General features: G+C 55.6%; 26 protein-coding genes and 1 riboswitch. Of the genes, 17 read left to right on the top strand and 9 right to left on the bottom strand.

Going from position 1 to position 24,724, the window contains the following annotated elements; genetic code table 11:
- Positions 1 to 325 precede the first annotated feature (325 nt).
- The 6 genes from lepB to VFA09_27480 all read left to right on the top strand — a co-directional run bounded on the left by lepB (position 326) and on the right by VFA09_27480 (position 7,051).
- The gene (lepB, locus tag VFA09_27505; protein HZU71055.1) at positions 326 to 1,291 is read left to right on the top strand and encodes a signal peptidase I; all 966 of its coding nucleotides are present in this window, start codon (positions 326 to 328) and stop codon (positions 1,289 to 1,291) included.
- A 21-nt stretch (positions 1,292 to 1,312) separates the two neighbouring features.
- Positions 1,313 to 4,072, top strand: coding sequence for an ABC transporter permease (locus tag VFA09_27500; GenBank protein HZU71054.1), 2,760 nt, complete (start codon positions 1,313 to 1,315; stop codon positions 4,070 to 4,072).
- A 19-nt stretch (positions 4,073 to 4,091) separates the two neighbouring features.
- On the top strand, positions 4,092 to 4,394 hold the full coding sequence (locus VFA09_27495; protein HZU71053.1) for an ATP-binding cassette domain-containing protein: 303 nt from the start codon (positions 4,092 to 4,094) through the stop codon (positions 4,392 to 4,394).
- Positions 4,361 to 4,783: an ATP-binding cassette domain-containing protein gene (locus tag VFA09_27490; protein HZU71052.1), complete on the top strand. Its 423-nt coding sequence runs from the start codon at positions 4,361 to 4,363 to the stop codon at positions 4,781 to 4,783. Before VFA09_27495 ends, VFA09_27490 begins: the two co-directional genes overlap by 34 nt.
- 319 nt (positions 4,784 to 5,102) lie before the next feature.
- Positions 5,103 to 5,561 carry a helix-turn-helix domain-containing protein gene (locus VFA09_27485; protein ID HZU71051.1) on the top strand — a complete coding sequence of 153 codons (459 nt, stop codon included), beginning with the start codon at positions 5,103 to 5,105 and terminating at the stop codon, positions 5,559 to 5,561.
- 188 nt (positions 5,562 to 5,749) lie between these two features.
- On the top strand, positions 5,750 to 7,051 hold the full coding sequence (locus tag VFA09_27480; GenBank protein HZU71050.1) for an MFS transporter: 1,302 nt from the start codon (positions 5,750 to 5,752) through the stop codon (positions 7,049 to 7,051).
- Between the two features lie 113 nt (positions 7,052 to 7,164).
- On the opposite strand, the gene VFA09_27475 is transcribed toward VFA09_27480, so the two are convergent.
- Positions 7,165 to 8,031, bottom strand: a complete 867-nt coding sequence (locus VFA09_27475) for a methionyl-tRNA formyltransferase (GenBank protein ID HZU71049.1) — start codon at positions 8,029 to 8,031, stop codon at positions 7,165 to 7,167.
- Positions 8,032 to 8,065: 34 nt separating this feature from the next.
- A complete protein-coding gene (locus VFA09_27470; GenBank protein HZU71048.1) occupies positions 8,066 to 8,458 on the bottom strand; it encodes a hypothetical protein in 393 nt (130 codons plus the stop codon).
- Between the two features lie 156 nt (positions 8,459 to 8,614).
- Here VFA09_27470 and VFA09_27465 point away from each other — a divergent pair, with 156 nt between their 5' ends.
- The 5 genes from VFA09_27465 to VFA09_27445 all read left to right on the top strand — a co-directional run bounded on the left by VFA09_27465 (position 8,615) and on the right by VFA09_27445 (position 12,143).
- Positions 8,615 to 9,187 (top strand): TetR/AcrR family transcriptional regulator, encoded by a 573-nt coding sequence (locus VFA09_27465; protein HZU71047.1) that lies wholly within the window; start codon positions 8,615 to 8,617, stop codon positions 9,185 to 9,187.
- A gap of 88 nt (positions 9,188 to 9,275) precedes the next feature.
- A complete protein-coding gene (locus tag VFA09_27460) occupies positions 9,276 to 9,905 on the top strand; it encodes an SDR family oxidoreductase (protein ID HZU71046.1) in 630 nt (209 codons plus the stop codon).
- A 79-nt stretch (positions 9,906 to 9,984) separates the two neighbouring features.
- Positions 9,985 to 10,446, top strand: coding sequence for a nitroreductase/quinone reductase family protein (locus tag VFA09_27455; protein HZU71045.1), 462 nt, complete (start codon positions 9,985 to 9,987; stop codon positions 10,444 to 10,446).
- A gap of 182 nt (positions 10,447 to 10,628) precedes the next feature.
- Positions 10,629 to 11,030 carry a VOC family protein gene (locus tag VFA09_27450; protein HZU71044.1) on the top strand — a complete coding sequence of 134 codons (402 nt, stop codon included), beginning with the start codon at positions 10,629 to 10,631 and terminating at the stop codon, positions 11,028 to 11,030.
- A gap of 126 nt (positions 11,031 to 11,156) precedes the next feature.
- Complete coding sequence (locus tag VFA09_27445; protein HZU71043.1) at positions 11,157 to 12,143, top strand: GNAT family N-acetyltransferase; 987 nt, start codon at positions 11,157 to 11,159, stop codon at positions 12,141 to 12,143.
- 69 nt (positions 12,144 to 12,212) lie between these two features.
- On the opposite strand, the gene VFA09_27440 is transcribed toward VFA09_27445, so the two are convergent.
- The 4 genes from VFA09_27440 to VFA09_27425 form a co-directional block, all read right to left on the bottom strand.
- A complete protein-coding gene (locus VFA09_27440; protein ID HZU71042.1) occupies positions 12,213 to 13,205 on the bottom strand; it encodes an ABC transporter substrate-binding protein in 993 nt (330 codons plus the stop codon).
- 152 nt (positions 13,206 to 13,357) lie between these two features.
- Positions 13,358 to 13,571, bottom strand: a riboswitch (cobalamin riboswitch).
- Between the two features lie 41 nt (positions 13,572 to 13,612).
- The gene (cobU, locus tag VFA09_27435; GenBank protein ID HZU71041.1) at positions 13,613 to 14,239 is read right to left on the bottom strand and encodes a bifunctional adenosylcobinamide kinase/adenosylcobinamide-phosphate guanylyltransferase; all 627 of its coding nucleotides are present in this window, start codon (positions 14,237 to 14,239) and stop codon (positions 13,613 to 13,615) included.
- 138 nt (positions 14,240 to 14,377) lie between these two features.
- Positions 14,378 to 15,181 carry an adenosylcobinamide-GDP ribazoletransferase gene (gene cobS, locus VFA09_27430; GenBank protein HZU71040.1) on the bottom strand — a complete coding sequence of 268 codons (804 nt, stop codon included), beginning with the start codon at positions 15,179 to 15,181 and terminating at the stop codon, positions 14,378 to 14,380.
- A 19-nt stretch (positions 15,182 to 15,200) separates the two neighbouring features.
- Positions 15,201 to 15,899 (bottom strand): histidine phosphatase family protein, encoded by a 699-nt coding sequence (locus VFA09_27425; protein ID HZU71039.1) that lies wholly within the window; start codon positions 15,897 to 15,899, stop codon positions 15,201 to 15,203.
- A gap of 146 nt (positions 15,900 to 16,045) precedes the next feature.
- Here VFA09_27425 and cobT point away from each other — a divergent pair, with 146 nt between their 5' ends.
- The 3 genes from cobT (at position 16,046) to VFA09_27410 (ending at position 18,564) form a co-directional block, all read left to right on the top strand.
- Entirely contained in the window at positions 16,046 to 17,107 is a 1,062-nt protein-coding gene (gene cobT, locus VFA09_27420; protein ID HZU71038.1) for a nicotinate-nucleotide--dimethylbenzimidazole phosphoribosyltransferase, read from the top strand.
- 9 nt (positions 17,108 to 17,116) lie between these two features.
- The gene (locus VFA09_27415) at positions 17,117 to 17,983 is read left to right on the top strand and encodes an arginase family protein (GenBank protein ID HZU71037.1); all 867 of its coding nucleotides are present in this window, start codon (positions 17,117 to 17,119) and stop codon (positions 17,981 to 17,983) included.
- Between the two features lie 170 nt (positions 17,984 to 18,153).
- Positions 18,154 to 18,564: a VOC family protein gene (locus VFA09_27410; protein HZU71036.1), complete on the top strand. Its 411-nt coding sequence runs from the start codon at positions 18,154 to 18,156 to the stop codon at positions 18,562 to 18,564.
- A 61-nt stretch (positions 18,565 to 18,625) separates the two neighbouring features.
- Here VFA09_27410 and VFA09_27405 read toward each other — a convergent pair whose 3' ends face one another.
- Positions 18,626 to 19,009, bottom strand: coding sequence for a hypothetical protein (locus VFA09_27405; protein ID HZU71035.1), 384 nt, complete (start codon positions 19,007 to 19,009; stop codon positions 18,626 to 18,628).
- 661 nt (positions 19,010 to 19,670) lie between these two features.
- Between VFA09_27405 and VFA09_27400 the strand changes: the two genes are divergently transcribed.
- The gene (locus VFA09_27400; protein HZU71034.1) at positions 19,671 to 19,898 is read left to right on the top strand and encodes a type II toxin-antitoxin system MqsA family antitoxin; all 228 of its coding nucleotides are present in this window, start codon (positions 19,671 to 19,673) and stop codon (positions 19,896 to 19,898) included.
- Positions 19,899 to 20,152: 254 nt separating this feature from the next.
- Here the strand turns inward: VFA09_27400 and glmS are convergent, their stop codons facing one another.
- Together glmS and VFA09_27390 are read right to left on the bottom strand one after the other, a co-directional pair.
- Entirely contained in the window at positions 20,153 to 22,027 is a 1,875-nt protein-coding gene (glmS, locus tag VFA09_27395; GenBank protein ID HZU71033.1) for a glutamine--fructose-6-phosphate transaminase (isomerizing), read from the bottom strand.
- 248 nt (positions 22,028 to 22,275) lie between these two features.
- The gene (locus VFA09_27390; protein HZU71032.1) at positions 22,276 to 22,425 is read right to left on the bottom strand and encodes a hypothetical protein; all 150 of its coding nucleotides are present in this window, start codon (positions 22,423 to 22,425) and stop codon (positions 22,276 to 22,278) included.
- Between the two features lie 360 nt (positions 22,426 to 22,785).
- Here VFA09_27390 and VFA09_27385 point away from each other — a divergent pair, with 360 nt between their 5' ends.
- A complete protein-coding gene (locus VFA09_27385; protein HZU71031.1) occupies positions 22,786 to 23,760 on the top strand; it encodes an ABC transporter ATP-binding protein in 975 nt (324 codons plus the stop codon).
- Positions 23,757 to 24,707 (top strand): ABC transporter permease, encoded by a 951-nt coding sequence (locus VFA09_27380; protein ID HZU71030.1) that lies wholly within the window; start codon positions 23,757 to 23,759, stop codon positions 24,705 to 24,707. Before VFA09_27385 ends, VFA09_27380 begins: the two co-directional genes overlap by 4 nt.
- Positions 24,708 to 24,724 lie beyond the last annotated feature (17 nt).

Raw genomic sequence — 24,724 nt, 5'->3', positions numbered from 1 at the left:
ACTGGACAGTACTGTGACACGCTTGGCACCCCAAGCTACAGCCATGGCACAGTATTGCCCTCAACTCTGTCACTACGAATGCTCTGGCGTCTGTCAGTACGGCCAGTACGAGTTCGAAATCTGCTCCTATGACTATACTGGTTGTCAACGCGGCGAGACTTGGTCGAACTTACTAGGATGTGACTGCTAGTCGATAAAATGCGCCTTTCAGCATGTAGCGTGGGCATGCGGGATGTGGCTCTTTGAAGTCGCGTCCCGCGTTCGATGGTATCTCCGTATCACTTATCCCATTCTATACTTGTAATAGATGTGAGGAACGGTCTGTATGATATCTTTCGTACTCGTTTGCTGTGCTTGTCTATTGGTCTTGTCACTCGCCCTGGTGCTAACTCGCACCTGTATACTGGTGATCACCGTGAGCACCCAGAGTATGGCTCCTGCATTAGAAGCAGGCGATCGTGTAATCGTCTTGCGCAAATTTTTAGTTCCTCATTTACGCAAAGGCCAGATAGTTATTTTAACTCTTCCTCATAAATCTGAAAGAAACACCAAAAACTCGAAGCCACTCCTCTACATAAAACGCATTGTAGCACTTGGAGGTGAAACATTTGAAGACACGCATATCAGCGCATATAGAAGGACCATTGATACGGAGTTAGATCAGAGGCAATGTACCTGGCATATTCCCTCAGGCTTCCTTTTCGTATGTGGTGACAATCAAAACGGAAGCATCGATTCCCGCATCTGGGGCCCTTTACCCCTGAAAAGTGTACAAGGGATCGTCTTGCTCAAGCTTGCACGAAAAGCATCACAGCCTACCATTACGACTGTACGGCGAGGATTGGCGCTAGGACAGCTAGCTCCGGCTTTCTCGGCCCCCTCTCTCAGCGGGGAAATGATCACGCTGCATCACTATCGCGGACAAAAACTACTTCTCCTCTTTATTGCCGCGCACAAGCTGTGCCGTGCTCACCTCCCCTTCTATCTAAGCCGACTTGCTCATGCTATGGCGACAGGACTGACAGTTGTCTGTGTGAGTGCTGATGAACTGGAGAAAACCCGTGCTTTCAGAGAGGAGTTACACCTCACTGTGCCGATCCTGGTCGCGCCGCGCGAGCAGAATGCATTCCTCGATGACTATCAGGTGTCCCCGACACCTGCATACTGCTTGCTAGATGAGCAAGGGACAGTCCTGGCTGCAGGTTCTCCAAGTGAATACGATCGCTCATGGCAGCAACTGCTCCGATACGAACAAGCAGGACAACTTCAGCAAGATACTTCTCCACGCTGAACATTGAAAGGCAGGAAGCAGATGTGGTCATATATTTTTGCACTGTTCCGGCGACAACCTGGCAAAAGTGTCCTGGCGGGCAGCGGGTTTCTGCTGGCCGCCTGTGCCCTGATTCTTCTGAGCGCCACGACACAAACAACGGTGGTACGAGCCAACCAGATTATCAGCCAGAATTGGCGCCCGAGCTATGATCTGGTCGTACTCCCTCCACAGGCGCATCTTCCATCATCAGGCGTGATCCCAAGTGATTTCCTGGAAGGATACGATGGAGGCATCAATCTCGCCCAGTACCAGCAGATCAAAAATATACCCGGCATCGCGGTCGCAGCGCCCATAGCATTTGTGGGCTATGTCCAGATGCCTGTCCCGCAAGTGGTCTTCTCGACACAAGCCCTACCGGATGGGTTTTATCAGTTAGCCTGGACCTTGACGGCCTTCAATGGACAGCACCAGATCGTGGAGCGCAGCGAGCGCACGTTCTTCTATCATCTCTCCGCTTGCGACACCGACCCGAATCAGTTGAATTTGACAGTCATCGGAGATGAACTGAATAAGCAAGGCATCCTGCTAGATTGCACCTCGACAAGCGTTCCGTACTCGCAATTCAGCACCGTCGATACCGGAACCTTTCTGCTGGCGGCGATTGACCCGACAGCAGAGAATCAACTGGTTCACCTCGACACCAGTATAACCGACGGACGGATGCTCACGCCTCAGGATACCATTCATCCCAATCCCAATCTAGCCATTGGTACCATCGGGATCTGTCAACCGGACCAGCCACAGCTTCCCTCTTCCGCGTGTTGGATACCCAACCTGGACATCCCGGTCCTCTTTCAGACACAACTCCCCGGTCAGATCACTCTCCAGGGGTCATTTGTCCGCCTTGCGAGCGGGGGGCTTTCCCCTCAAACGGTGGTTGATCACGGGGGCGCAACCTACCTGGCGCACCTGCCTCAACAAGAGACCCTCTACCAGGGCAACGTTCCCCTGGTGCAGAATGACCCGCAGCGCTTTTCTGTCCATCAACTCGTCTGGGATGGGCAGAGTTGGCAGCCGTTCGGGAGCGGTGGCGACCCGACCTCAGCTTCCTTGAAATTCCTGTACGCTGCCTCCGGTCTTACCTACCGGCCAACCACCGCACCTGCTGGACAAAGCGGCCCGGCGTATACCCTCGTCCCCAGTGGTATCCAGGGACCGGAAGCGGCCTTTCGCACTCTGGATCCCCTGCACATCGCTGAAGTGAGCAGACCGAGCGAGCCCTATTATACGCTCGATGCCTATTCGCTTCCCAGTGCGTTCTACTTTTTTGATCCGGTGGGAACCTTCAGCGGCGGGACTCTGAGTGCTGAGTTCAGCAATCCGCTGAACTGGTTGCCGGAGAATACCTATACCTCACCGCCGACGGTGCTGCGCTATGATGCCCAGGGTCATCCGCTGACGCCAACACCTCTGCTGCCGACCACCAACCATGCCGGGTTTCTCCTCCAGCCGCCACTCGCGGTCACCACCTTGAGTGCTGCAGCACAGTTGCGTGGGAATAACATCATCAGCGCTATCCGCGTGCGGGTCAGCGGGGTCAGTGCTGCCGATCCGGCAAGTTGGCAGCGCGTCCGGCAGGTCGCTGCGTTGATCGAGCAGCGCACACATCTGCACGTCCTGGTGACGTTGGGATCATCACCGAGACCGACGCTGGTCTATGTACCGGGAGTCGAGCCTGGGCAGTTGGGCGCGACTCAGAGTATTGCTCCGCTCGGCTGGGTGGAAGAGCGCTGGATTAGCATTGGAGCTTCCATTCTCTATCTCAGCCAGGTCGGGACGACGCAACTCCTGTTGTTAGGAGCCGTGCTGTTGGTGTGCCTGAGCTATCTGGTCGTCGCTTTCAGTGCGCTCCTCGCCGCCGAGCGCCGGGAGTTCGCCATCCTCAGCGCACTGGGCTGGCCGCCCTGGCATCCGGCACGGCTCCTGCTCACGCAAGCGCTGCTGCTAGGGTTGGGAGGAGGCATCATAGGCCTCCTGGTGGCAGTGCTCGTCACCGCCCTGCTCGGAAGCGTCCTGCTCTGGCCAGTAGTCATCGGGACGGTGCCGGCGATGCTCGTGCTGGCGCTGCTTGCTGCACTGTATCCCCTCTGGCAGCTCTGGCATCTTGAGCCGGTGGAACTCTTGCGGGCGGGCGCATCGAATGCAGCGACAAGAGGGAGAAGTCGGCGAGGCTTTTGGTCACGAGTCTTTCCCCTGGTGGCCCTGGCGGTGCGCAACCTGGCACGTGCGCGCCTCCGCACTGTGATGGTAATGGTGAGCCTGTTCTTCTCTGCGATGCTGTTGGTCATCATGGTCAGCGGCACGCTGACGCTGCAACAGACCCTGCAAGGTACTCTGTTAGGGCAGTTCGTACTGCTACAGACGGCAGCGCCGCAACTCGCCGGGTGCGTGTTTGCCGTTGTACTCTCGTTCCTGAATGTGGCGGACCTGTTGCTGCTTCAGGTGCAGGAACGGCAGCAAGAGATCGGACTATTGCAGGCGGTGGGATGGCGAGCAGGCATGGTGCAGAGGCTGTTCGTTCGCGAGGGAGTCATACTAGCGCTGATGAGTACCCTTCCTGGCGTGCTGGTCGCCCAGGGGATACTCAGCCTCCAGCACGCGGCACAGAGCGGTCTGTTGGTGCTCCTGGTGAATCTTGGCGCGGTTTTGCTGCTCTCGCTGACGGCCATCCTGGCGGCTCTCCCTGCCCTACGCGCTATGGGCAGGATGCAGGTCGTTGACATACTCCGAGCTGGATGAGCAGAGGGAGAGAGAACGCATGGGTACAGAACAGCAAGAGACGATGTTACGGGTAGAGTACCTGAACAAAGCCTATGCTCTGCCGAATGGCAGGCTTCAGGTGCTCCGGGATATTCAGTTCCGGGTGCGGCGTGGCGAATTTCTCGCCATCACCGGCCCATCGGGGTCTGGGAAGACGACCCTCCTCTCGTTGCTGGGCGCGCTAGATCGGCCAGAAAGTGGGGAGATCTGGCTCGACAGCATCGCGGACCAGCAGCAGCGGATTTCAGGCGGCAACAGGTGGGATTTGTGTTCCAGCTCTTTTACCTGTTGCCTGCCATGACCGCCTTAGAGAATGTGATGGCGCCGTTGTTGCCCTATCGTCGCAAGCTGGACTCTGATCTGAGGCAGCGCGCGCAAGCGCTCCTGGAGAGCGTTGGGCTGGGAGGCCGCCTGAATCATCCACCAGCGCGGCTCTCAGGGGGAGAACAACAGCGGGTGGCGATTGCCCGCGCCCTCATCAATCGGCCAAAACTTGTCCTGGCGGATGAGCCGACAGGCAATCTCGACCCGGCGACCGGTGCAGAGGTGCTGAAGATCTTCCGCGACATGCAGCGTACTGGCGGTCAGACACTAATTATGGTGACACATGAGGAACAGCTTGCGGCACTGGCAGATGAGCGTTTGCAACTGGCACAATTGCATCACAAGGAGCAAGAGAAAAAGCTGTAGGTTGAACTACTGCTGGGTGTGATCGTCTCCGAAGAGTCCTCTTTCTGTAATCTTTCTCTTTGAGAGAACCCTGACTCTTTTGGGCTATCTTCCTATTCCGACTTTCTGTTCCAACTATGGGCAAAGCCCTAGCAAGATAGCAATCTCACTTCACATTCCCTCGTTTCATCGTTTCACCACTATCACTTGCAATTCACAAGTAAAAATGGTATACTATTCCGTAAGCAGCAAGCACATTTGGAAAGAGTTACGTGGGAGTTTTGCAGCAGGTTTTCCTGGATGGCTGTCACCCTCCAGAGAAAGTGAATGAGGCGAGAGTATGAAACACACGCGCCAGAAACGCTCGGCCTGTCCGATCAACTTTGCCTTAGAGACATTTGGCGATCCGTGGTCGCTGTTGATCATTCGTGATATCGTCTACTTTGGGAAGAAAACCTATGGGGAGTTTTTGGCCTCGGAAGAAGGGATGGCGACCAATATCCTTGCCAGCCGTCTCGCTCACCTGGAACAACAGGGCATTCTGATGAAAAAGCCGTCTGAGAAAGATAAGCGCAAAGATGAGTATGTCCTGACGGAAAAAGGCCTTGATCTCATTCCCGTCCTGGTGGAAATGGCGAACTGGAGCGCCGAATATGATCCGCACACCGGCGCCCCTCCCTCCTGGATTGCCCTGATGAAGGCCGATAGGGAGAACATGATCCGGCGCATTCGTGAGACGGTACAAAGCGGCGGCTCTGTTTTTGTCGGCGAGAAGAGTCTTCTAAGTCAACTGGTCTAGGACGACCGCAAGGGTCTGAAAATTTCCGGTTTTGCGAAGGTCAGGAAGAACAGATATATAGATGATACTTGCAAATTGCAAGTTATTTACGCGAGAAGGAAAGCGTACAACCGGCGTTAAGCGTGGAAGAGGGTAGGCGTACAGGGGTGGTGGCGCTTCCTTTTGCAAGACCGGAAAGGATGAAATACATGGCTACGAGAATCCTCGATCATGATACCGTTCCTCTCTCTCTGTTAGATGAATTGGGTGTAAGACCCAACGTGGCTTCTCCTGCGAAGCAATCGCGTTCAATCACCGCCACCCTGATGTTCCTGATCGGTTGCGTCATGCTGATGATGACCGGCTTTGCCGTGATCATTCCTGTTTTCCCGCAGCGCTTGCAAGCCCTGGGACTGGGTTCTGAAATGCTGGCATTGATGGAGGGAGCTTTTGGATTAGGGATGTTCCTCTTCAGCACGCCAATGGGAACATGGTCTGGTCGCGTTGGTCGCAAACCGATCCTTTTCATCTCGCTGGCCGGTTTTATCGTCACCAACCTGCTGCTGGCATTCGTGAATGTGCCGCTGCTATTCATTCCCATACGCTTTGTTGAGGGTATGTTGCTTTCTGGCTTGATACCTGCCGCGATGTCGATGGTGGGCGATACGGTTCCGCTTGCGAAACAGGGGCGCTGGATAGGTTTTCTCACGACGGCGCAGGCAGTTGGGTTTGCGCTGGGCCCTGGCATTGGAGGCTTCCTGTATCAAACGCTGGGCTTCAGGAGTCCGTTCCTGCTCTCAGCCGGTATCGCCCTGGCGGCTTCCCTGCTGGCCATCTTCATGGTGCCAGAAACCCTGCCGGAACATGTGCGAGTTGAGGCGAAACTGCGACAAATCGGGCGCGGGCCAAAAGCTCAGAAGGCGAAGGAATGGCGTATGACTCGCCTGATCTGGCTCGTAGCTCCATTCCTGGTGATCGATTTCGGGATGATCTTTACCTACCCGTTCGTGTTCCCGCAGTTTCCTTTCTTCTTTGGAAAGGTGCTGCACTACAGCCCGGCGCAATATGGCATGTTGTTTAGCGTCTATGGCATGGCGCTGGCCATCTTCCCACTCGTGCTGGGGAGGCTCTCAGAGACTATGCCGAAAAAGCCGCTCATCGTCACCGGTAGCCTGCTCTTCAGCGCCTTACTGGTATTCATGTTAGTGGCTCCCCACTATCCGCTTTTGATAGCGGGCGCGGCGCTGGCGGGACTGGGTAGCGCCTTCGTCGAACCGGCCATGGGCAGCATCTACCTGAGCGCCACCACCGACGAAAATCGCGGTCAGATCATGGGCATACGTGGATCGGCCATCTCGCTCGCCATCATGCTCGGCCCGCTCACTCAGGCGCTCGTTGGCCTCTGGATCACGCCACAGATCACCTTTGCTACCGGCATCGCTCTGTCGTTAATGATGGCTCTGGTAGCCTTCCTCCTGTTGAAGAATCCTGGCCGGGCAGAACGCGCCTGAGCCAGGAGATACCGGCAACCGGCAAGAGGTGCGGAGCATGTCCGCACCTCTTGCCGGTTGCGTTGTAAATCTACATACCCGGATGCCATATTGCCCTTTGGCATCCTGACCTTCTATGCCTCTCTGAAATCCTCGATCAACAAGGCGTCCTGCCCTGTCTGAACAAGCATTCTCTCATTGGAGCGTTCAAGCACAGTGCCGGGCTGTCCTGGAGAAGCAGTGGGAACCACGCGGGCGCGTCGCACGAGATATGCTTTGCCATCAATCCTGGCAAGCGCTCCCTGGCTGCCCCAGGCGCGTACCTGGTTGCGTAGCTGCACTGCTGAGCGGTTCCAGTCTAGCAAACGCTCGGCCTCGGTAAGCATGGGAGCATAGCTGCCCTCGACAGGCTGCGGCGTACCTGGAATGCCCGCTGCTACAGCCGCAAATGCCTCGGGAAGCAGCAGCCCGCCCAATGTTGGCAATTTAGCGAAAACGCTGTCAATGTCGTCGTCTTCAGAAATGTCCATCGCTCGTTGTACCAGAATTGGGCCGGTATCGAACTGGGCGTCCATGCGGTGGATCGTTATGCCGATTTGCGGTTCGCCGTTCATGATTTGCCAGAAAACCGGTTCGGGGCCGCGATACTTCGGCAGCAGTGCAGGGTGCGCGTTTATGCAGCCCAGGCGTGGGACTTCCAACAATGCGGGAGGTAATTTCCATGGGAAGCCTGCCGAAAAGATCACATCAGGTTCCAGCCCGCGCAGCATAGCAGGCAAGCGCGATATATGATTGGTGACCAGCACGTCCAGGTCGCGACGGATATTGGCGACGATGCGGTGATAGTTTTCATTTGGCCGGCTGCTCGGTCCCGGAGTGGTGACGACCAGTAATAGTTGCTGGCCCATAGCTTCCAGAACTTCCACTATAGCATTGACGAGCGGCGGTGGCTGGTTTGAGAAAAGAACGACGCGCATGGATGGTAGAGAGGATTGCGACATACAAACATCTCCTTGTCAAAAGTAACAACGAAAGCTATTCTTGTAAATGCCGGGCAAACGGGCTTCGTTGAAAAGAGACAAAACGTCCAAGTATCTGTGAGGCTCTGATTCGATGATCGTGACCACGTGCCGTGACAATATAGATGATCCTGTCCATCTCAGGAAGTTTCGTAGCACTATCCTGCTCTTCCTGGAGCTTTGAAATGTCTCCCTGGAAAAGAATCATGCGGATAGTTCCTTCGCGCGCGCAGCACTCGTCACGGATGAATTGCACGCGATCACCCTCAGAATATTCAGGAACGGGCAGTAGCCGCGGACTGAAACCGGCAGGCCACTGCCCTACTCGCTGCCCATGCCGGAAATCGACGGGTTCCCAATCGCCAATCCTGCTATTCCATACCGGCACGCAAACGTCTCTTTCAGTCATACTTTGTCCAACTCACTCGTTCAAATCTTTATTTTACAGAAGAACACCTGAATTGTAGAAAAACAGAAGGAGCCTGTCAAGGGAAACTTGCGGGATTCGTTGGCTTGACATTATACCAACCGGTCTATAGAATAGAAGTGAGAAAGGAGTAGTATCATGGCTTCGACACGCGACCAGATTATTGAAACGACGTGTACGCTGCTGGAGGCGCAGGGTTATCACGCGACCGGCCTCAACCAGATCATCGCCGAGAGCGGTTCGCCCAAAGGCTCGTTATACTATTACTTTCCAAAGGGCAAGGAGGAGTTGACCGCCGCGGCAATTGAACGATCAGGCAGAATTGTCGAACAAAATATTCGTGCCGGCCTGGCAAGCATCAAGGACTCGGCGGAAGCCATCTCAAACTTCGTGCGCTCGATTGCTCGGGGCGTTGAACTATCGAATTTCAGCGCGGGCGGCCCGTTGACTTCGGTTGCCCTGGAAACCGTCAATTCGAGCGAGCGCCTGAATCTGGCCTGTCGTGAGGCATATGGCTGGCTGCGTGATGCCTTCGCGGAGAAACTGGTCGCGGGCGGCTTTACTCCCGAACGGGCGGCTGCACTGGCAACATTTGTTGTATCCGCTATCGAAGGAGGCATCATCTTGAGCCGTACAAACCATAGCGGAGACCCGCTGCGGCAGGTCGCTGCTGAGCTTGGAAACTACCTGCAAGTGGCCTCAAAGGATTGAAGCACGGGTTATTTTGCCTGGCTCTCTGTTTTGTGGTCGTTATACCAACTGGTCTATATAGTAGCACAATGAAAAGGAGACACAAAGGATGAAACTGGCAATTTTTGGCGCGACCGGGCATACCGGGAGGCCATTGGTGGAGCAGGCATTGAAGGCCGGCAATGAGGTGGTCGTGCTGGTGCGCAATCCAGCGAAACTTACTGTACAGAATCCTAAGCTTACAGTGGTGCAGGGAGATGTGCTGAACCAGGACGATGTTGACAGGGTCGTGCAGGGCAGCGACGCGGTGATCAGCGTGATCGGGCAGACAAAAGATGCGCCCCGGAATCTGATGACGGTCGCGATCACCAATATCATTGCCGCGATGCACAAATATGGCGTCAAACGCCTGGTCAGCCTGACCGGGGCCGGGGTCGACGATCCGCACGACCGTCCAAAACTGCCCAACCACCTGATTAAATTGGCCTTGAAACTGATGTCCGGCCACGTATTGAAGGACGCCGAGAATCATGCTGAGGTGATACGCAAGAGCGACCTGGACTGGGTGATTGTGCGCGGGCCGATGCTCAACGAAGGACCATATACCGGCAGGTATCGCGTCGGTTGGGTTGGCGTCAATACGGGTTCGCGCATTTCGCGCGCCGACCTCGCGGATTTTATCCTCAAGCAGACGACCGACACCACCTACCTGCGGCAGGCGCCGATGGTCAGTGATTAATAGCCAGGTCAAGGGAGAATTTTAGAAAAAAATAGAGTGGCAGCGCTTCTGGTTGCCACACGAAAGGAGTACGTGTTGTATGGCTGTAGAAACAAAAGCATCCGCCGCGCGCAGACCCCCAAAGATCGCTAATAAGATTGCCGCGCTGCTATTGCGCTCGCCCATGCACCGGCTTATGAGCAACTTCCTGCTTTTGCTGACCTTTACGGGAAGCAAAACTGGGAAGAGGTACACGATTCCAATAGGCTATCAGCGCGAAGGCAATATGTTGAGGCTTTTTACCGATCATACCTGGTATAAAAATTTACTGAAGTTTCCGACAGTCAAGGTGCGTATACAGGGAAAAGAGTACACGGGAACCGCTGAGGTGATTCGCGAGGATAAAGAAGTGATTGCTCGCGAGATGGAGGTGTTCGTGCGCCATCTCCCAAACGCGGCCCGTGCTTACGGCGTCAGCTTCGATGAAGATGGAAAGCCCAATCAGGAATCGCTGAGTAACGCTGCTGAACGTTTTGTACTGATACGCGTTCATCTGGAGTAAGCCTGATTTCCGCGGATTACCGATAATCATCTGAGCCACCGCACCTGAGTTGACAAACTTCTGGTTAATTACCAGTGATGTTCTTTATGACTCAGGCTTATTTCTCCGTTCAGGAATTTAGACAGGCAAAGATTGGTTTCCATAGGGTAGAGAGATGCTACGTATCTTGAAAGGAAACCATCATGAATTTAAACGCCAAGGGCTTGAGCCACCTGGGCTTGAGAGTTACCGATCTACCACAGGCGAAACGCTTTTATGTTGATATACTGGGAAGTAAGGTGGTGAGGGAAGTAGAGGGTGCCATACTGATCAATATGTATGGCATTCTTATTGGGCTGTATGGGGCCGATTCGTATCTCGCGCGCCAGGACCGCTTCGATCCGTTTCGCGTTGGCCTCGATCACCTCGCCTTAGCCATAGAGGATGTAAGTCTGCTAGAAAGTTTGCAGAAGGAGTTAGACGCGGCGGGTGTAGTCAACCACGGAGTCGAGGAAGACCCGGAGACACATGACAAGTATATCAGCTTCTACGATCCCGATGGCATCGCGTGGGAGCTGTATTCGATCACGGCTCCTGGCCTGTAATGGGTATTGTAGGGGGCTGGGTTATGCGCTTTGGCACATTACTATGCAATGGGCGAAAGGCCGATCAATCGGCCCTCCACATGGTTGCTGGATAAATGAGTTAAACCCCATTAGTAGAGCTAATATATGAAAGAAACGCCGGAAGACATTGAGCGCCTGCAGGCACTTCTAGATCACAGCATTGAGCGGGCGGGAACTTTCCTGCGCCGCTCGTTTCAGATGCCGGAACACTCGCTCACTGCTTCGGAATTGATCGATTGCTGGCAAGATGTGCGGACCGTCGCGCTGGCAACGGTCACGACGAAGGGCGAGCCGCGCGTTGCGCCGATTGGCTCGCTGCTCTATCGTGGCGATATCTATATTCCGACCGTCGCCACCGCCGCCCGCACGCGCCATATTCAGAAGCGCCCTGCCGTGAGCCTGACCTTATTTCATGAAAATGGACTGGCGATCATCGTGCATGGCTCCGCAACCGTCATCACGCCTGACCACGAGGATTTTGAGACCCTAGAGAACCTTCTGTATGCATCTACCCATACCAAAGCTGGTGAGTGGGGCGATGGCGTCTACCTGCGTATCGAGGCCGATGCCATCTACACCTATAGCAGGCATCCTCATCGTCCGCTAGAGAGCCTTGATCTCCAGATAACCCCCCTCACTTCCGAAGATAGCGCGTGGGTACGACAATTTATCATCGAACACTGGGGTGATGCCATTGTCGTCGCTCACGGCAAGGTCTATCAACCGGAGACACTACCCGGCTTCGTGGCTGTACTGAAAGGAAATCGCGTTGGACTGCTCACCTACTCGCTCGAGGGTGAGAGCTGTGAGATCGTCACGCTTGATAGCACAAAGCCAGGGGTCGGTATTGGTACGCTGCTAATCGAGGCAGCCGCGCGGGTGGCACGTGAGGCAGGCTGCAAGCGACTCTGGCTCATCACTACCAATGATAATCTACACGCGTTGCGTTTCTATCAAAAGCGTGGCTTCAGGCTGGTTGCCGTGCATCGCAACGCGGTTGATGCCTCGCGCCAGCTGAAGCCAGCCATCCCTTTGACCGGCAATGACCAGATTCCCATACACGATGAGATTGAGTTAGAGATACTGTTGTAGGCATTGGGATGCTATTCCTAATAGATAGAGGCAGAAGGCGGACAGTCAATCGGCTGTCCGCTCACTTGTTCAAACCGTCCCGGAGCAGTAATCAGGCAGAGGGCCGGAGAACCTGTCGGAGTGAATCAGTTGCGCCAGGCAGCGCAGCCCCTCTACCAGCCGCGGGCCAGGATGTTGCATGATGTTGACGTTGATGCGGTACACGTGGCGTAGCTTGACCGCGTCAATGTTGCTCCAGTTGGGCCGCTGGTAGACCTGCGCGGGATTGCCGCCGTAGGCCGGGTCTTCAGTGAGAATGATAAACTGGGGATTGGCGGCGATTATGGCTTCATCCGTCACCTGCGGGTAGCCGCCGTTAGTACTGTCGTCATGGAAGATGTTAATGCCATTGGCATCTTGCAGCAGTTCATCGCCAAATGAGCCACCGCCAAAGACGTAGGGTTTTCCTGGCGTGCTATCGTCCACTTCGAGCAGCACTCGCGGGGCAGTTGTACCTGCTACTGCCTTCTTAATGGTCTGAATTTGCTGCTGTAGTTGATTCACAAGTGCTTGAGCGATGTTCCCGGTGAATGTCAGGCGACCTACAAGCAGGATTTGTTGTAGCGATTGAGAGAAATTGGAGAGCGGCAGATCGACGACCTGCAGGCCGGCGTTCGCGAGTTGAGAATCATAATCTTTTGTCTCTCCACCATAGCTGAGTACCAGGTCGGGTTTGAGGGCGATAATCTGCTCGATATTGTATTTTCCGTTCGCGTCTGATACCTTTGGCAGCGATGCAAGCGCGGGCGGATAGGACGTGTAGTAGTCGACGCCAACCACGCGATCTTGTAAATGCAGCGCTCCCAATATCTCGCTGGTGCTTGGGAGGAGTGAAACAATGCGCTGGGGAGCGGTCTTCGGAAAGGCAATCGGCGTACCATAGTAATCAAGCGCCGGCGTAGGAGTTGGATTTGCCTGCGAACCGCTCGTTGTAGCCGTTCCCGATCCACATGCGGCGAGCAGCAGGCATAGCAAACAGAGCAACAAAAGAGACAATCGGAAGGTGAAAGGGCGGGAAAACATCGAGTTGTAACCTCCAAATTACAACGCTCGTTGTCTCTCGCGGCTTTGGAGGTCAACCAGGGACGCATACAGGTGTCTGCAATGAAGTATCAAATCGCTTCACGGTGGCTGTAGATACTGCCCTGGCAGCTCGCTCCTCTTACGCGAAGGATCGTGAGCATAGCTCACTGGGCAGGTCTCCTGGCTTCTGGCTTCAATCGCCGCTCATCCTGCCTTCCCATTCCATTGCGGAACAGTGGCTTTATCTCTTTTCAGTGAGAGGATGAGCGACTCACCAGTTACAGTAGCGCGTGAGACTGCGCCGGAATTGCACCGGCCTTCCCTATTCTGCCTCTATCTCAGGCCACCCGGTGAGAACAAAAGTTATGCTGGTAATATACGCATGGTGCAGCAAGGATGTCAACGGCTCACAGCATGGCTTCCTGGTGCAGCCTCTTGATATCTACCGCCAGACCTGCCACCATCAAGTAGACGCGATCAGCGGCCCTGGCCAGTCGCTGATTGACGTAACCAAGCGTATCGCGGTAGATTCGTCCGAGCGGGTAAGCCGGAACGATTCCCAGGCCTACCTCGTTGGAGACGACGATGAGCGTTTTACCCGCCTGCGCGTTCTGGGTTGCGGCAAGCAGCGCCTCGATACGTTGCATGCATTGTTCATCGAACAGGCTGTTCGTGATAGGCCCTTCCGCGTTTCCCTGATCTTCACGCCCCTTCTCTCCTGGCTGCTGCAACAACATATTTGACAGCCAGAGCGTCATGCAGTCCAGAATCGCCACATTCGCCAGCTTATATGCCTGCTGTAGCGCTCCAGCCAGGTCAAGCGGTTCCTCGATTGTATGCCATTCGTGGGGACGAGATGCGCGGTGGCGCGCAATTCGCTCGCGCATCTCGTCGTCGCCGCTCGTAGCTGTGGCGATGAAGGCGACGGGTTTGCCGCTTCCGGCGGCAAGGCGTTCCGCGAACGCGCTCTTGCCGCTGCGCGCGCCTCCCAATATCAATATCAATCGTGGGGGAATGATGTTTTCGGAAGACATGATGGTTTTTTCTCCTGTCTATTGTTCAGGCAATGCACGCGGGCCGATGAATCGGCGGTGGGCGCGATCAATCGGCCCCTACGGCTCCGCCGTGGGCTGATTGATGGGCCTGTTGCTGAAGTATTTTGTGAAAGCCCTTCATATTCGCAGCATGACCAGTAGTAGCAGGGCCATGATCTCCGCCACTTCCTCGATAGCGCCATAGGTGTCGCCTGTCAGCCCTCCGATGCTCTGAGTTATCCAGAGGCCCAGGAGCAGCGATGTGATGCTGACTGCCACCCAGACGATCAGCCCCAACAATTGACCCACTATGAGTACGATGACAAGCGAGATGATGCCTGCCAGCAGCAGGCGCCTGCCGGTAATCGCCTGCTGGTACGCGGCGCCTAAACCCGTTGGACGCGCGCTGGGAAAGAGACCCAGAGCCACTACCATTGCCCAGCGTGCCGAAGGCAGCGCTATCAACAGCGCCACTGGAAGCGCGGATAATCTTATACTGGCAAGCAGCGCGAATTTGAGCAGCAGAATGCATATTGCGGCAAGTACGCCGAAGCTGCCTGCGCGGCTATCACGCATGATCTCCAGTTTGCGCTCGCGCGTTCTGCCGCCAAAAAGTCCATCGCATGTATCCATCAGTCCATCCAGGTGCAATCCGCCGCTAAGGATGACCAGGGCGACGACCAGTAGCGCTGCCAGAACAAGCTGCGTGCCGAGGGGAGCGAGTAGCAACGTTAGCAACCAGAGGATCAACGCCAGCAGCAATCCCACGACCGGAAAATATTCACAGCCGGTTACGATCTGTGGTTTGCCCTCATCCTTCTCGAAAAGCTGGGCGCTTCCCGGCACAGGCAACAGGGAAAGGAAGCGCGCAGCGGCGGCGAATTCTCTATACTGGTTCAGAAGCACGCGTTTGATACGCTGTAGAGGGTGCTGGTTATCCATGCCTATCTCGTTTTTCGCGTTATGGCCTGATACTGAACGGAGCTTGAACGTTCAGCAAGGCAAGTGTCGCCCGTGGTTCGGATTCTTCGCTGCGCTCAGAATGACAGGTCCCAGGGTCATTGTGTCTCAGAGGCCTGTCATTCTGAGCGCAGCGAAGAATCTCTGAACCGGGCAGGAGATCAATGGCGCTGATTGAGCCGGGATCGAGCCGCAATTGCCACTGGCGCGATAGCGACATTCCCAGCAGGCTGCATAGCAGTATGCGCAGTGGGCCACCGTGGCTAACAATCACTATATCGCCCGGCGGTGATGCATTGTCATGTAGCATAGCTGATAGCGCATCCATTACTCGTCGCTTCAAATGAAACAGTGATTCGCCATGAGGGGGAGCATGATGTTCGGGGTCGGTAAAGAACGCGAGGTGGTCTTTGAACTGTTCCACAATCTGCATATAGGTGAGTCCTTCCCACGCGCCGAAGTCCATTTCGCGCCACTCGGCGGATGCCTTGATCTGTATCACCTGTGTTCTCCGGCTCGCGATGATCTCAGCCGTCTCACGCGCCCTCAGCAGGTCACTGGCGTAAATAGCAACAATGCTCGCTTGCTGCAACTGTTCCGCAATCCAGAGAGCCTGCTCCCGTCCCTGCGCCGCAAGCGGGATATCGCTATGGCCGCAGTACCTTTGCTGTATGTTCCACTCGGTCAGTCCATGCCTCACGAGCCACAGGCGGCGGGCTTCCTGCCCATCGCCTCCTTGCCTTGCAGAAATGTTGTATCGCTCCTTATCTTTTTCCTACTGGACTTCTACCGGCAAGCCATTATAGAATGCACCGGGATATGTGTCAACGAAATAAGGATAACCGTATGAGACAAAAGATACTTGACCGGGCATTAAGCGTAACGCCCCTTGATACGGCGGCGATGGAGCAGGCGCGTTCTCGCCAGCAACAGCTTACAAAACCTGCCGGCAGCCTGGGAAGGCTTGAGGACATCGCGATTCAGATGGCGGGCATCAGCGGACAACCGCTACCGGACATCAAGCACAAGGCCGTTATTGTTATGGCCGCCGATCATGGCGTGGCCAGAGAAGGCGTGAGCGCCTATCCTGCCGAGGTGACGCCACAAATGGTGCATAATTTCCTGCGCGGCGGCGCTGCTATCAATGTCCTCGCTCGCGCAGCCGGGGCAAGGGTAATCGTCGTCGATATAGGCGTGGCAGCCGAACTCGCTCATCCTGACTTGATTTCGCGCAAGGTGACCCCCGGCACGGCCAGTTTCTCCCTTGGACCGGCCATGACAGAGGCACAAATGCTGGAGGCAGTTCAGGTTGGTATCGATGTCTTTGATGAGCAGTTGAAACAGGGCGTCGATCTCGTCGCGACAGGAGATATGGGCATCGGCAACACGACGGCTTCGAGCGCAATCACGTCGGTGCTGCTGCAAGAGCCTGTCGCACGGGTCACGGGTCGTGGAACGGGGATCAATGACGAGCAACTGGCGCACAAGATACAGGTGATCGAAAAAGCTATCGCACGCAACGCTCCCGATCCAGGGGACCCGCTCGATGTGCTGATGAAAGTAGGCGGCTTAGAAATTGCGGGTCTCGTTGGTGTGATAATTGCTGCCGCGTCGCGCCGCGTACCCGTAGTGATCGATGGCTTTATTTCGGGTGCCGCGGCCCTTGTTGCATGTGAACTCAATCCACAGATAGGCGCCTACCTCTTTGCCGGCCACGTCTCGGTGGAACAGGGCCACCGCCTGATTCTCGCGAAGCTCGGCCTCTCCCCGCTGCTCGATCTGCAACTCCGGCTTGGCGAAGGGACGGGCGCGGTGCTGGCAACGAGCATCATCGAGGCCGCCCTGCGCGCGCACCGCGAGATGGCTACCTTCGCTGAGGCTGGAGTAAGCACAAAGGAAGAGGAGTAGAAAATCTATATGCACGTTACCATCATCTGCATCCCTTATCAAGTCGATGTTACTCGTTGGGGATATGCCAACGGGCCACGGGCATTCCTCGATCACGGCCTTATTCCTCTCCTGGAAGCAAAAGGCCATATCGTCGCGCAGCCAGTCTGGATTGAATTGCCAAAGGCCGAACGCACGCGCGATTCGGTCACGAACCTGGGGCGCATCGCTAAGCGAACGGCTGCGGCGGTGCGAGCGGCATTAGCAGAGGATGACGCTTTTGTGCTGGTACTCGAAGGCGATTGCACGCATGCCCTCGGACCCATTGGAGGACTCGCGCAGGCAACAGGCAATCCAGGTGTGGTATGGTTTGACGCGCATGGCGATTTGAATACCATGGAGACGACCACGAGCGGATTCCTGGGCGGCATGCCCTACGCGGTAGCGCTGGGCCTGGACCTGGACGATTGGCGACTGGCGGCAGGATTGGAGCAACCGGTACGGCCAGAGGCGGCTGTATTGATTGGGACGAGTGATCTTGATGTGCCGGAAGTGGAGCTACTGCAACGCTATCCAATCCTGCACATCGATGCAAAAGAGATGATGCGGCCCGGTGTCGGAGCGCGTGTTCGAGCCGCTTTGCGGAGCCGGGCAGGTGCGGCCAATGCCTGGTACCTGCATATTGACCTGGACATAGGAGGGCCGCAGGAAAGTCCAGGCGGATTTACCCCTGCTCCCTACTGGCCCCCACGCGAACATATTCTGGAAGCGGCCCAGGCGACGATGCAGGCGCTGCCTGTCAAGGTGGCATCGCTGGCAGTCTACAATCCGTCAACGGATGTGGATGGGCGCGGGGTACGCTTCGGCCTGGATATGGCAGCAGCACTGTTTGAGTAGGGAAGCAGAAGTTTTGCGCGAAGCAGCGGACTTGTTGCTTGCCAGGGAGGACATCTGGGAAAATATGGTATTCTTCCCTATTAGTTTGCCGTCTCTGATCAGGTGGGAAAGAATAGATTAGTGGCAAACAATTTGATCGTACAGGTTCTTAGCAAAAAGGAGAGTTACTCATGTCATCACAACTGGGCCTTTTGATGCTGCTGGTCAAAGATGTGCCAGGCTCGAAAGCCTTTTACACGGAAAAACTGGGCCTGGAGGTAGTTCCAGAATTTTCGGGGGATGAATTTGTAATGCTGCGCTCGCGCGGCGGGGGAACGAATATTGCCCTGCAGCAGACCACCGGCGAAAGCTATGGCGTTCCGCTGGCGCATGGCGGCATTATTCCAGGTTTTGAAGTCGAGGATGCCGACGCGCTTTACCAGGAGTGGAAGGCGCAGTCCGTTGAGCTTGTTGGTGAGGTCATCGATATCGGAGCCGGGCGGAGCTTCACTGCCAGGGACCCTGAAGGCCACTACATCCAGGTCTATCACCTGTATCCGCAGGTTATCGAGATGCAGAAACAAATGGGCCTGCGCAGCTAGCGTTTGTTTCAATTCCAAACGGGTTCAGGCCCCGGACACACCCGGATGTGTCCGGGGCCTGTCATTTATTGATCTGCTCCGCGAGACTAGAGACATCAATGATTTGCTCCAGTATGTCCAGAGTAGAATCGCTAGAGCCACCGGAGAAGTAGTTTTTCCCACGGTTTGCCGGGCCAGGATCATGCAGGCTGATCCTGTCAACCTGCTCGCTGTCCGAATATTGTAAGACATTGCTTTGCTCTATCCTGCTCCAGCCAGGGATGCTAACCAGGCTGCTACCATCAGGAGACCCCTGCCCCATTTCCGCATCTCCATTTACGATGAGGTTTTTGTTGAGGAGCGGCGCCAGCGTCCTGACGCGCTCGCCAGCCATCTCCCATGTCGCCAATCTTGAGGCCGCCAGCAACAGCCTGGCGCGTACCTTCACCGGAGTGTCTTGTCCCATCGCGAGGGCTGCATCGATCCATTGGTGTGCCTCTTTAACCGGAGGTCACTGCTAAATGTACCTGGAGCTTTTCTTTTACAGGTGAAAAGCAAATCTCTGACATGAGGTAGCACCTGGCGGTCACCAATCATCCTGGTGACCGCCAGTGTATTGAATGCGCCTCTCGATGGCTGTCTCATGGAGCTTTCAGCTGGGTTCAGGCTCCGTTTTATTCCACGAGTTCACGGCCGTATTCTTTGTGGACAACCGTAGAAGCTAAATAGGGTAGCCAGCACACGGTTTGAAGGATTTGTGGACAATCACCAGTGTTCATCTCTGTGATATTTCTTTGTTCTATGATATAGTACAGGAAAATGAACTGACGGAGAGCGTAGGTGCAATATAAGGAGCTGATCTATCGGATTCATGCACGCCAGTCCATGTTTACACGCTCTATTTCTGATGAGTGTGTAGAGCACATCTTACAGCGTGGTGAAGCGATAGAAGACTACCCGCAGGCGTTTCCGTTTCCGGCAAAGCTGCTGCTGGGTTGATGTAACGGACGAGCGATCCATGTTGTAGCTGCAGAAAATAGCAGCAAACAGCAAGTGATTGTCATCACAGCATATGAGCCAACTCTCAAGAAGTGGCAAGCGGATATGAAGACCAGGAGGAGGCAGGCATGAAGTGTGTGATCTGCCAATATGGAGAAACTGAACCAGGAACCACAACGGTCACGCTTACTCGAGATGAGACGACTGTTGTGATTCGTGATGTCCCGGCCCAAATCTGCACGGTCTGTGGCGAGGAATATGTGGATGCAGTTACAGGTAAGCGACTCTCTCAGATCGCGGAAACAGCTGTGAATGAAGGCGTACAAGTCGATATACGGCGCTATAAAGCTGCGTAGATCAGGAAACGGAAAGAGTGGCTGAGCAGGTTTATCTATCCTGTAATGGCTACTTCGTATTAATTTCACGCCTACAGTATCGAGTCTATGGCTATGAAGTAGGGGATACATTTATCGTTTCGGTTAACGTAATACATAGGGAGAGACAGGAGGCATTTCAGAGTCCTGAATGCCTCCTGTCTCTCTAAAAGTCTCCGGCAACGGAACAACTTTATTTATCCTCTACAACAACGCCTGCACTACCCAACCCCTCCCTACTCCACCGTCACCGACTTTGCCAGGTTCCTCGGCTGATCCACATTGCACCCTCGTGCAACCGCCGCGTGATAGGCGAACAACTGCAAAGGGATGATCGCCAGCAGCGGGCTGAGCATCTCTATCGTGGCGGGTACATAAAGAACGTCATCGGCGTGCTGGCGAATGCCCTCGTCGCCTTCCGTCGCGACGGCTATCACGCGCGCGTCACGGGCGCGCACCTCCTGGATGTTGCTCACCACCTTCTCATAGACGTGTGAGGCGGTGGCGATGGCGATCAGGGGGGTATCGGGATCGAGCAGGGCGATGGAGCCGTGCTTCAGTTCGCCGGCAGGCAGGCCCTCGGCGTGAATGTAGGAAATCTCTTTGAGTTTAAGCGCGCCCTCCAATGCCGTGGGGTAGCCGGCACCGCGTCCGATAAACATCATGCTGCTGGCCTTCGACATGCGTTTCGCCAGCGGCGCGATGATATCGCCGGGACTCGCGGCCTTATCCAGTATCTGCTGCACCTGTTCGGGGATGCGCTCTAACGCGGCGAGGATGAGGCGCATTTCTTCCGGCGGCAGCTTTCCGCGCTGCTGAGCGAGGTAGAGGCCAAGCAGGTAGAGGACGGTAACAGAGGTAACAAATGTCTTCGTCGCTACCACACAGATCTCCGGCCCCGCTTGCAGGTAGAGGACGGCGCCAGCAAGGCGCGTGATGGCGCTGGCGACAACGTTGGTGATGGCGATAACGGGCGCTCCCTGCTCGCGCGCCTGCCGGATGCCGACCAGCGTATCCGCTGTCTCGCCCGACTGTGTTACCGCGACGCAGAGCGTTTCCGGCCCCAGGATGGGATCGCAATAACGAAATTCGGCTGCTGTAATTACCTCCACCGGAATGCGCGCCCACTGCTCGATGGCGTATTTGGCGATCAGCCCGGCGTGATATGAGGTGCCACAGGCCACAATCACGATGCGTTGTATCCTGTCGATGATACCCGCCTGCCGCATCTCCTCCAGCTCGTCCAGGTGCAACTGGCCATCTTTGCTAATCCTTCGCAGCAGAGAGCGGCGCAGCGCGTCGGGCTGTTCATAAATTTCCTTGAGTGCGAAGTGCGGGTAGCCGCCTTTCTCCGCCGATTCCACGTCCCATTCAATTGTGATTGGCTCGCGCTGCACGGGCGTGCCATCGATTTTGCTGATCGAGATGCCGCCAGGACGCAGCACCGCCATTTCGCCCTCGTCCAGGATCAGCACTTTCCGTGTGTGCTTCAGAATAGCGGGTATATCGGATGCCAGGAATTGTTCGTCCTTGCCAAGTCCGGCGATCAACGGGCCGCCGCCGTAACGCGCACCAATCAACAGGTCTGGCTGCTCGGAACTGACCACCGCGATGGCATAAGACCCCTGGACGGAGCGCAATGCCAGCCGCACGGCCTGCTCGAGATCATGCTGAGCTTCACCATAGTAGGCGCGTTCGACCAGGTGCGAGAGGATTTCGGTATCCGTTTCCGAGCGAAATGTATGCCCCTCGCGTTCCAGTTCCGCTCTCAGCTCGGTATAGTTCTCGATGATGCCGTTGTGAACGACGGTCAGCACACCGGTGCAGTCGGAATGTGGGTGGGCGTTGATGTCGTTGGGACGACCATGCGTGGCCCAGCGCGTATGGCCGATGCCCAGCGGGCCGGTTCCCGGTCGCGAGCCATTCTCAACGGCGGCGACGAGATTGGAGAGTTTCCCGGCGCGGCGATGTACCGCCAGCGTACCGGTAGAAGTGAGTACTGCGATGCCCGCGGAGTCGTAGCCGCGGTATTCGAGTTTGCTGAGGCCTTCAAGCAATATGGAAGTAACATCGGTGCCCTTCGCGCCGACGTAGCCAATGATACCGCACATGTAGTCGGGTACCCTTTCTTTTCACAGTAGAAGACGACAACAGAGCGAATCAATTATTGGGCTGGCCTGGTATCACCATCCTGGATGATTCCGTTCTGTTTTTTGAACATCTGCTACATCACTGATAGCCTATTGTGCCAGCCGTTGCCGGTTGGGTTTGTCAGCTATCTTCTCAGGGGAATGATGTACCCTGGAGGCTCCCCGCTGAAGGTCCGAACAGCCTCCACCTCGTCAACCGGAGCTTCCTCCTAGAGCCCGGCCCATGCGCTACTTGCCGCGACAACATCCTCATAGGGGCCGATGTATTGCGCCCAGCGCCGATTGATCGGCCTGGCCGGGTATCCGACTATTTTGTCAGACCCATTATCTTGCCCCACATAAAGCATAGTATATACCATACTCACGATTCACTTGAATGAACGGTAACATATTGCTATTTCAGACAAACAAAAGGAACGCAGGCACTCGAATCGGGCAGGCTCAGCACTCAAGTGCCACGGCAAGCGACCTCAAAGCCTGGAAGCGCAGAGCGGATTGCGCTACACTATGCGCTGTCCCTACAACTTTTCGTGCATGGTTACGTATCTGCTTTTGTATGCTTGAGTCTTGTTCGTGCATACGTGGCTCAGGTGATGAAGGGAGTGAACCTTTTGACCGTAGAGGGCTACTAATAAAGCGGTGGGTAAAGTAGCAGGGAATTGATAAAAGCGTTTATCCCTATCGTTTGTCCTTAACTATATGAAGAAGAACGGAGTAGTATGACTGAGACAACAATGGCGATGCCAGGAAGCAGCACTAGCCGGCCGGGCGCCGGAGAAGTCGTCCTGCGCACGCGCAATCTTTCCAAGCAATATGGCAAACGTCTCGCCGTGGATAACCTTAATCTGGAAGTGCAGCGCGGCGAAATCTTTGGCTTTCTTGGCCCCAATGGCGCCGGTAAAACGACAACCATTCGTATGACCCTTGGATTGATCACTCCAACCGCCGGTTCGGTCGAGATTCTCGGACAGGACGTGGCAACTTCCAAAGCGCAAATCCTGCCACGGGTAGGCGCGCTGGTCGAGACGCCTGCTCTCTATACCTACCTCTCGGGCCGCGCCAACCTGCGAGCGGTCGGCTCCGCGTTAGGTGGTGTACCCGCGTCGCGCATCGATTATGTGCTGGAACTCGTGGGACTGCGAGAACGGCAGAAGGACCGCGTTCGCACGTACTCGCTTGGCATGAAGCAGCGCCTGGGGGTTGCACTGGCTTTGTTGCAAGACCCGGATGTACTGATCCTGGATGAGCCTGCCAACGGCCTTGACCCTGCCGGTATCGTTGAGATGCGCGATCTCATGCACCGTCTTTCTGCCGAAGGTAAAACTGTTTTCATCTCTAGCCATCTGCTCACTGAGGTGCAGCAGATCTGCACGCGTGTGGCCATCATCAACCTGGGTAAGCTCGTCACCGAATCCACGGTCGAGAATCTCACGCGCGGCCAGGGAGATTTCGCCGTCACGCTAGAGCGCGCGGCTGATGCGCTCGCGCTCATTCAGAGGCAGCCGTGGGGCAAGGGAGCGCACCTGGATGCGAGTGGCGCATTGATTACCCCCGCGCCCGGCAATCGCGGGCGCGATCTGAATCTGTTCCTGGTCAATGCCGGGTTCGCGCCCGATACGATCACACAGGCAACGCAGGATCTGGAAGAAGTCTTCTTACGCCTGACAGGCAATGGTTCAGGAGGTGTACATTGAGTACAATTATGACAACGGCAGAAACCACGCCGGAAGAATATCTGCATCTGCACAGCGCTACTCCCAGCTTTTTTGGCCTGGTGCGAGGCGAATTCTTCAAGATGTTTCGCCAGTGGACGACCTGGATCCTCCTGGTGCTCTACCTGGGCGTGATCATTTTGCCCTACATCATCGAGTTTACCGCTCCCAATGTGAAGACCGATATTCAAACTCAGCCATTGCATTACTTCTATGACGTGCTGTCGATTGGACTCTCCATCGTGCGCGTCTTCAGTGGCATCTACCTGCTGATACTGGGGGCGCGTATAGTTGGCCTGGAATACCAGTTAGGAACGATTCGCGTCCTCTTATCGCGCGGCGTGGGTCGCCTGCAACTGCTCTTCTCCAAGATGCTGACGGTGGCAATCGTCGCCCTGGGCTTGCTGGTAATCGGCCTGGCGCTCAATTACCTGATGTCGCTAATCCTGGTGGCCGGCGTGACCGGGAATCTGAACGCTTACAGCGCCCTCAATGGGCAGTTCTGGTCGGATGCCTGGACCTATGTCCTGACGATCCTGCTGAACATGGCCGTCACCATCCTGCTGGCGATTGCCGCGTCGGTCGTGGGGCGTTCGCTGTCCTTCGGGCTGAGCGCGGCGCTGGTTTTCTTCCCCATCGACAACATCGGGACGGTTATCATGACGCTGGCCTATCGCGTAACCCACAGCGATTTCTGGTTGAGCGCCACGGCCTACTTCCTGGGGCCAAACCTGAATATAATGCCTACCGCGATCAATGCCAAACTTCAATCTATAGGAGCGACACCGCTCTACTTCGTTGACCAGTCTGGACAGGCGCACGGTATCCTCGTCGATGGGACGCATACCGTGTTTGTGGCAATCGTCTATGGAGTGATCTTCGCCGCAATTGCCATTGTGCTGACATGGCGGCGTGATGTGATGGAGTAAGAAAACTGGCACAAAAA

The organism is Ktedonobacteraceae bacterium (assembly GCA_035653615.1).
Lineage (GTDB): Bacteria > Chloroflexota > Ktedonobacteria > Ktedonobacterales > Ktedonobacteraceae > DASRBN01.
The sequence above is the reverse complement of the archived record's forward strand: the minus strand, read 5'-3'. Positions and strand labels throughout refer to the sequence as shown.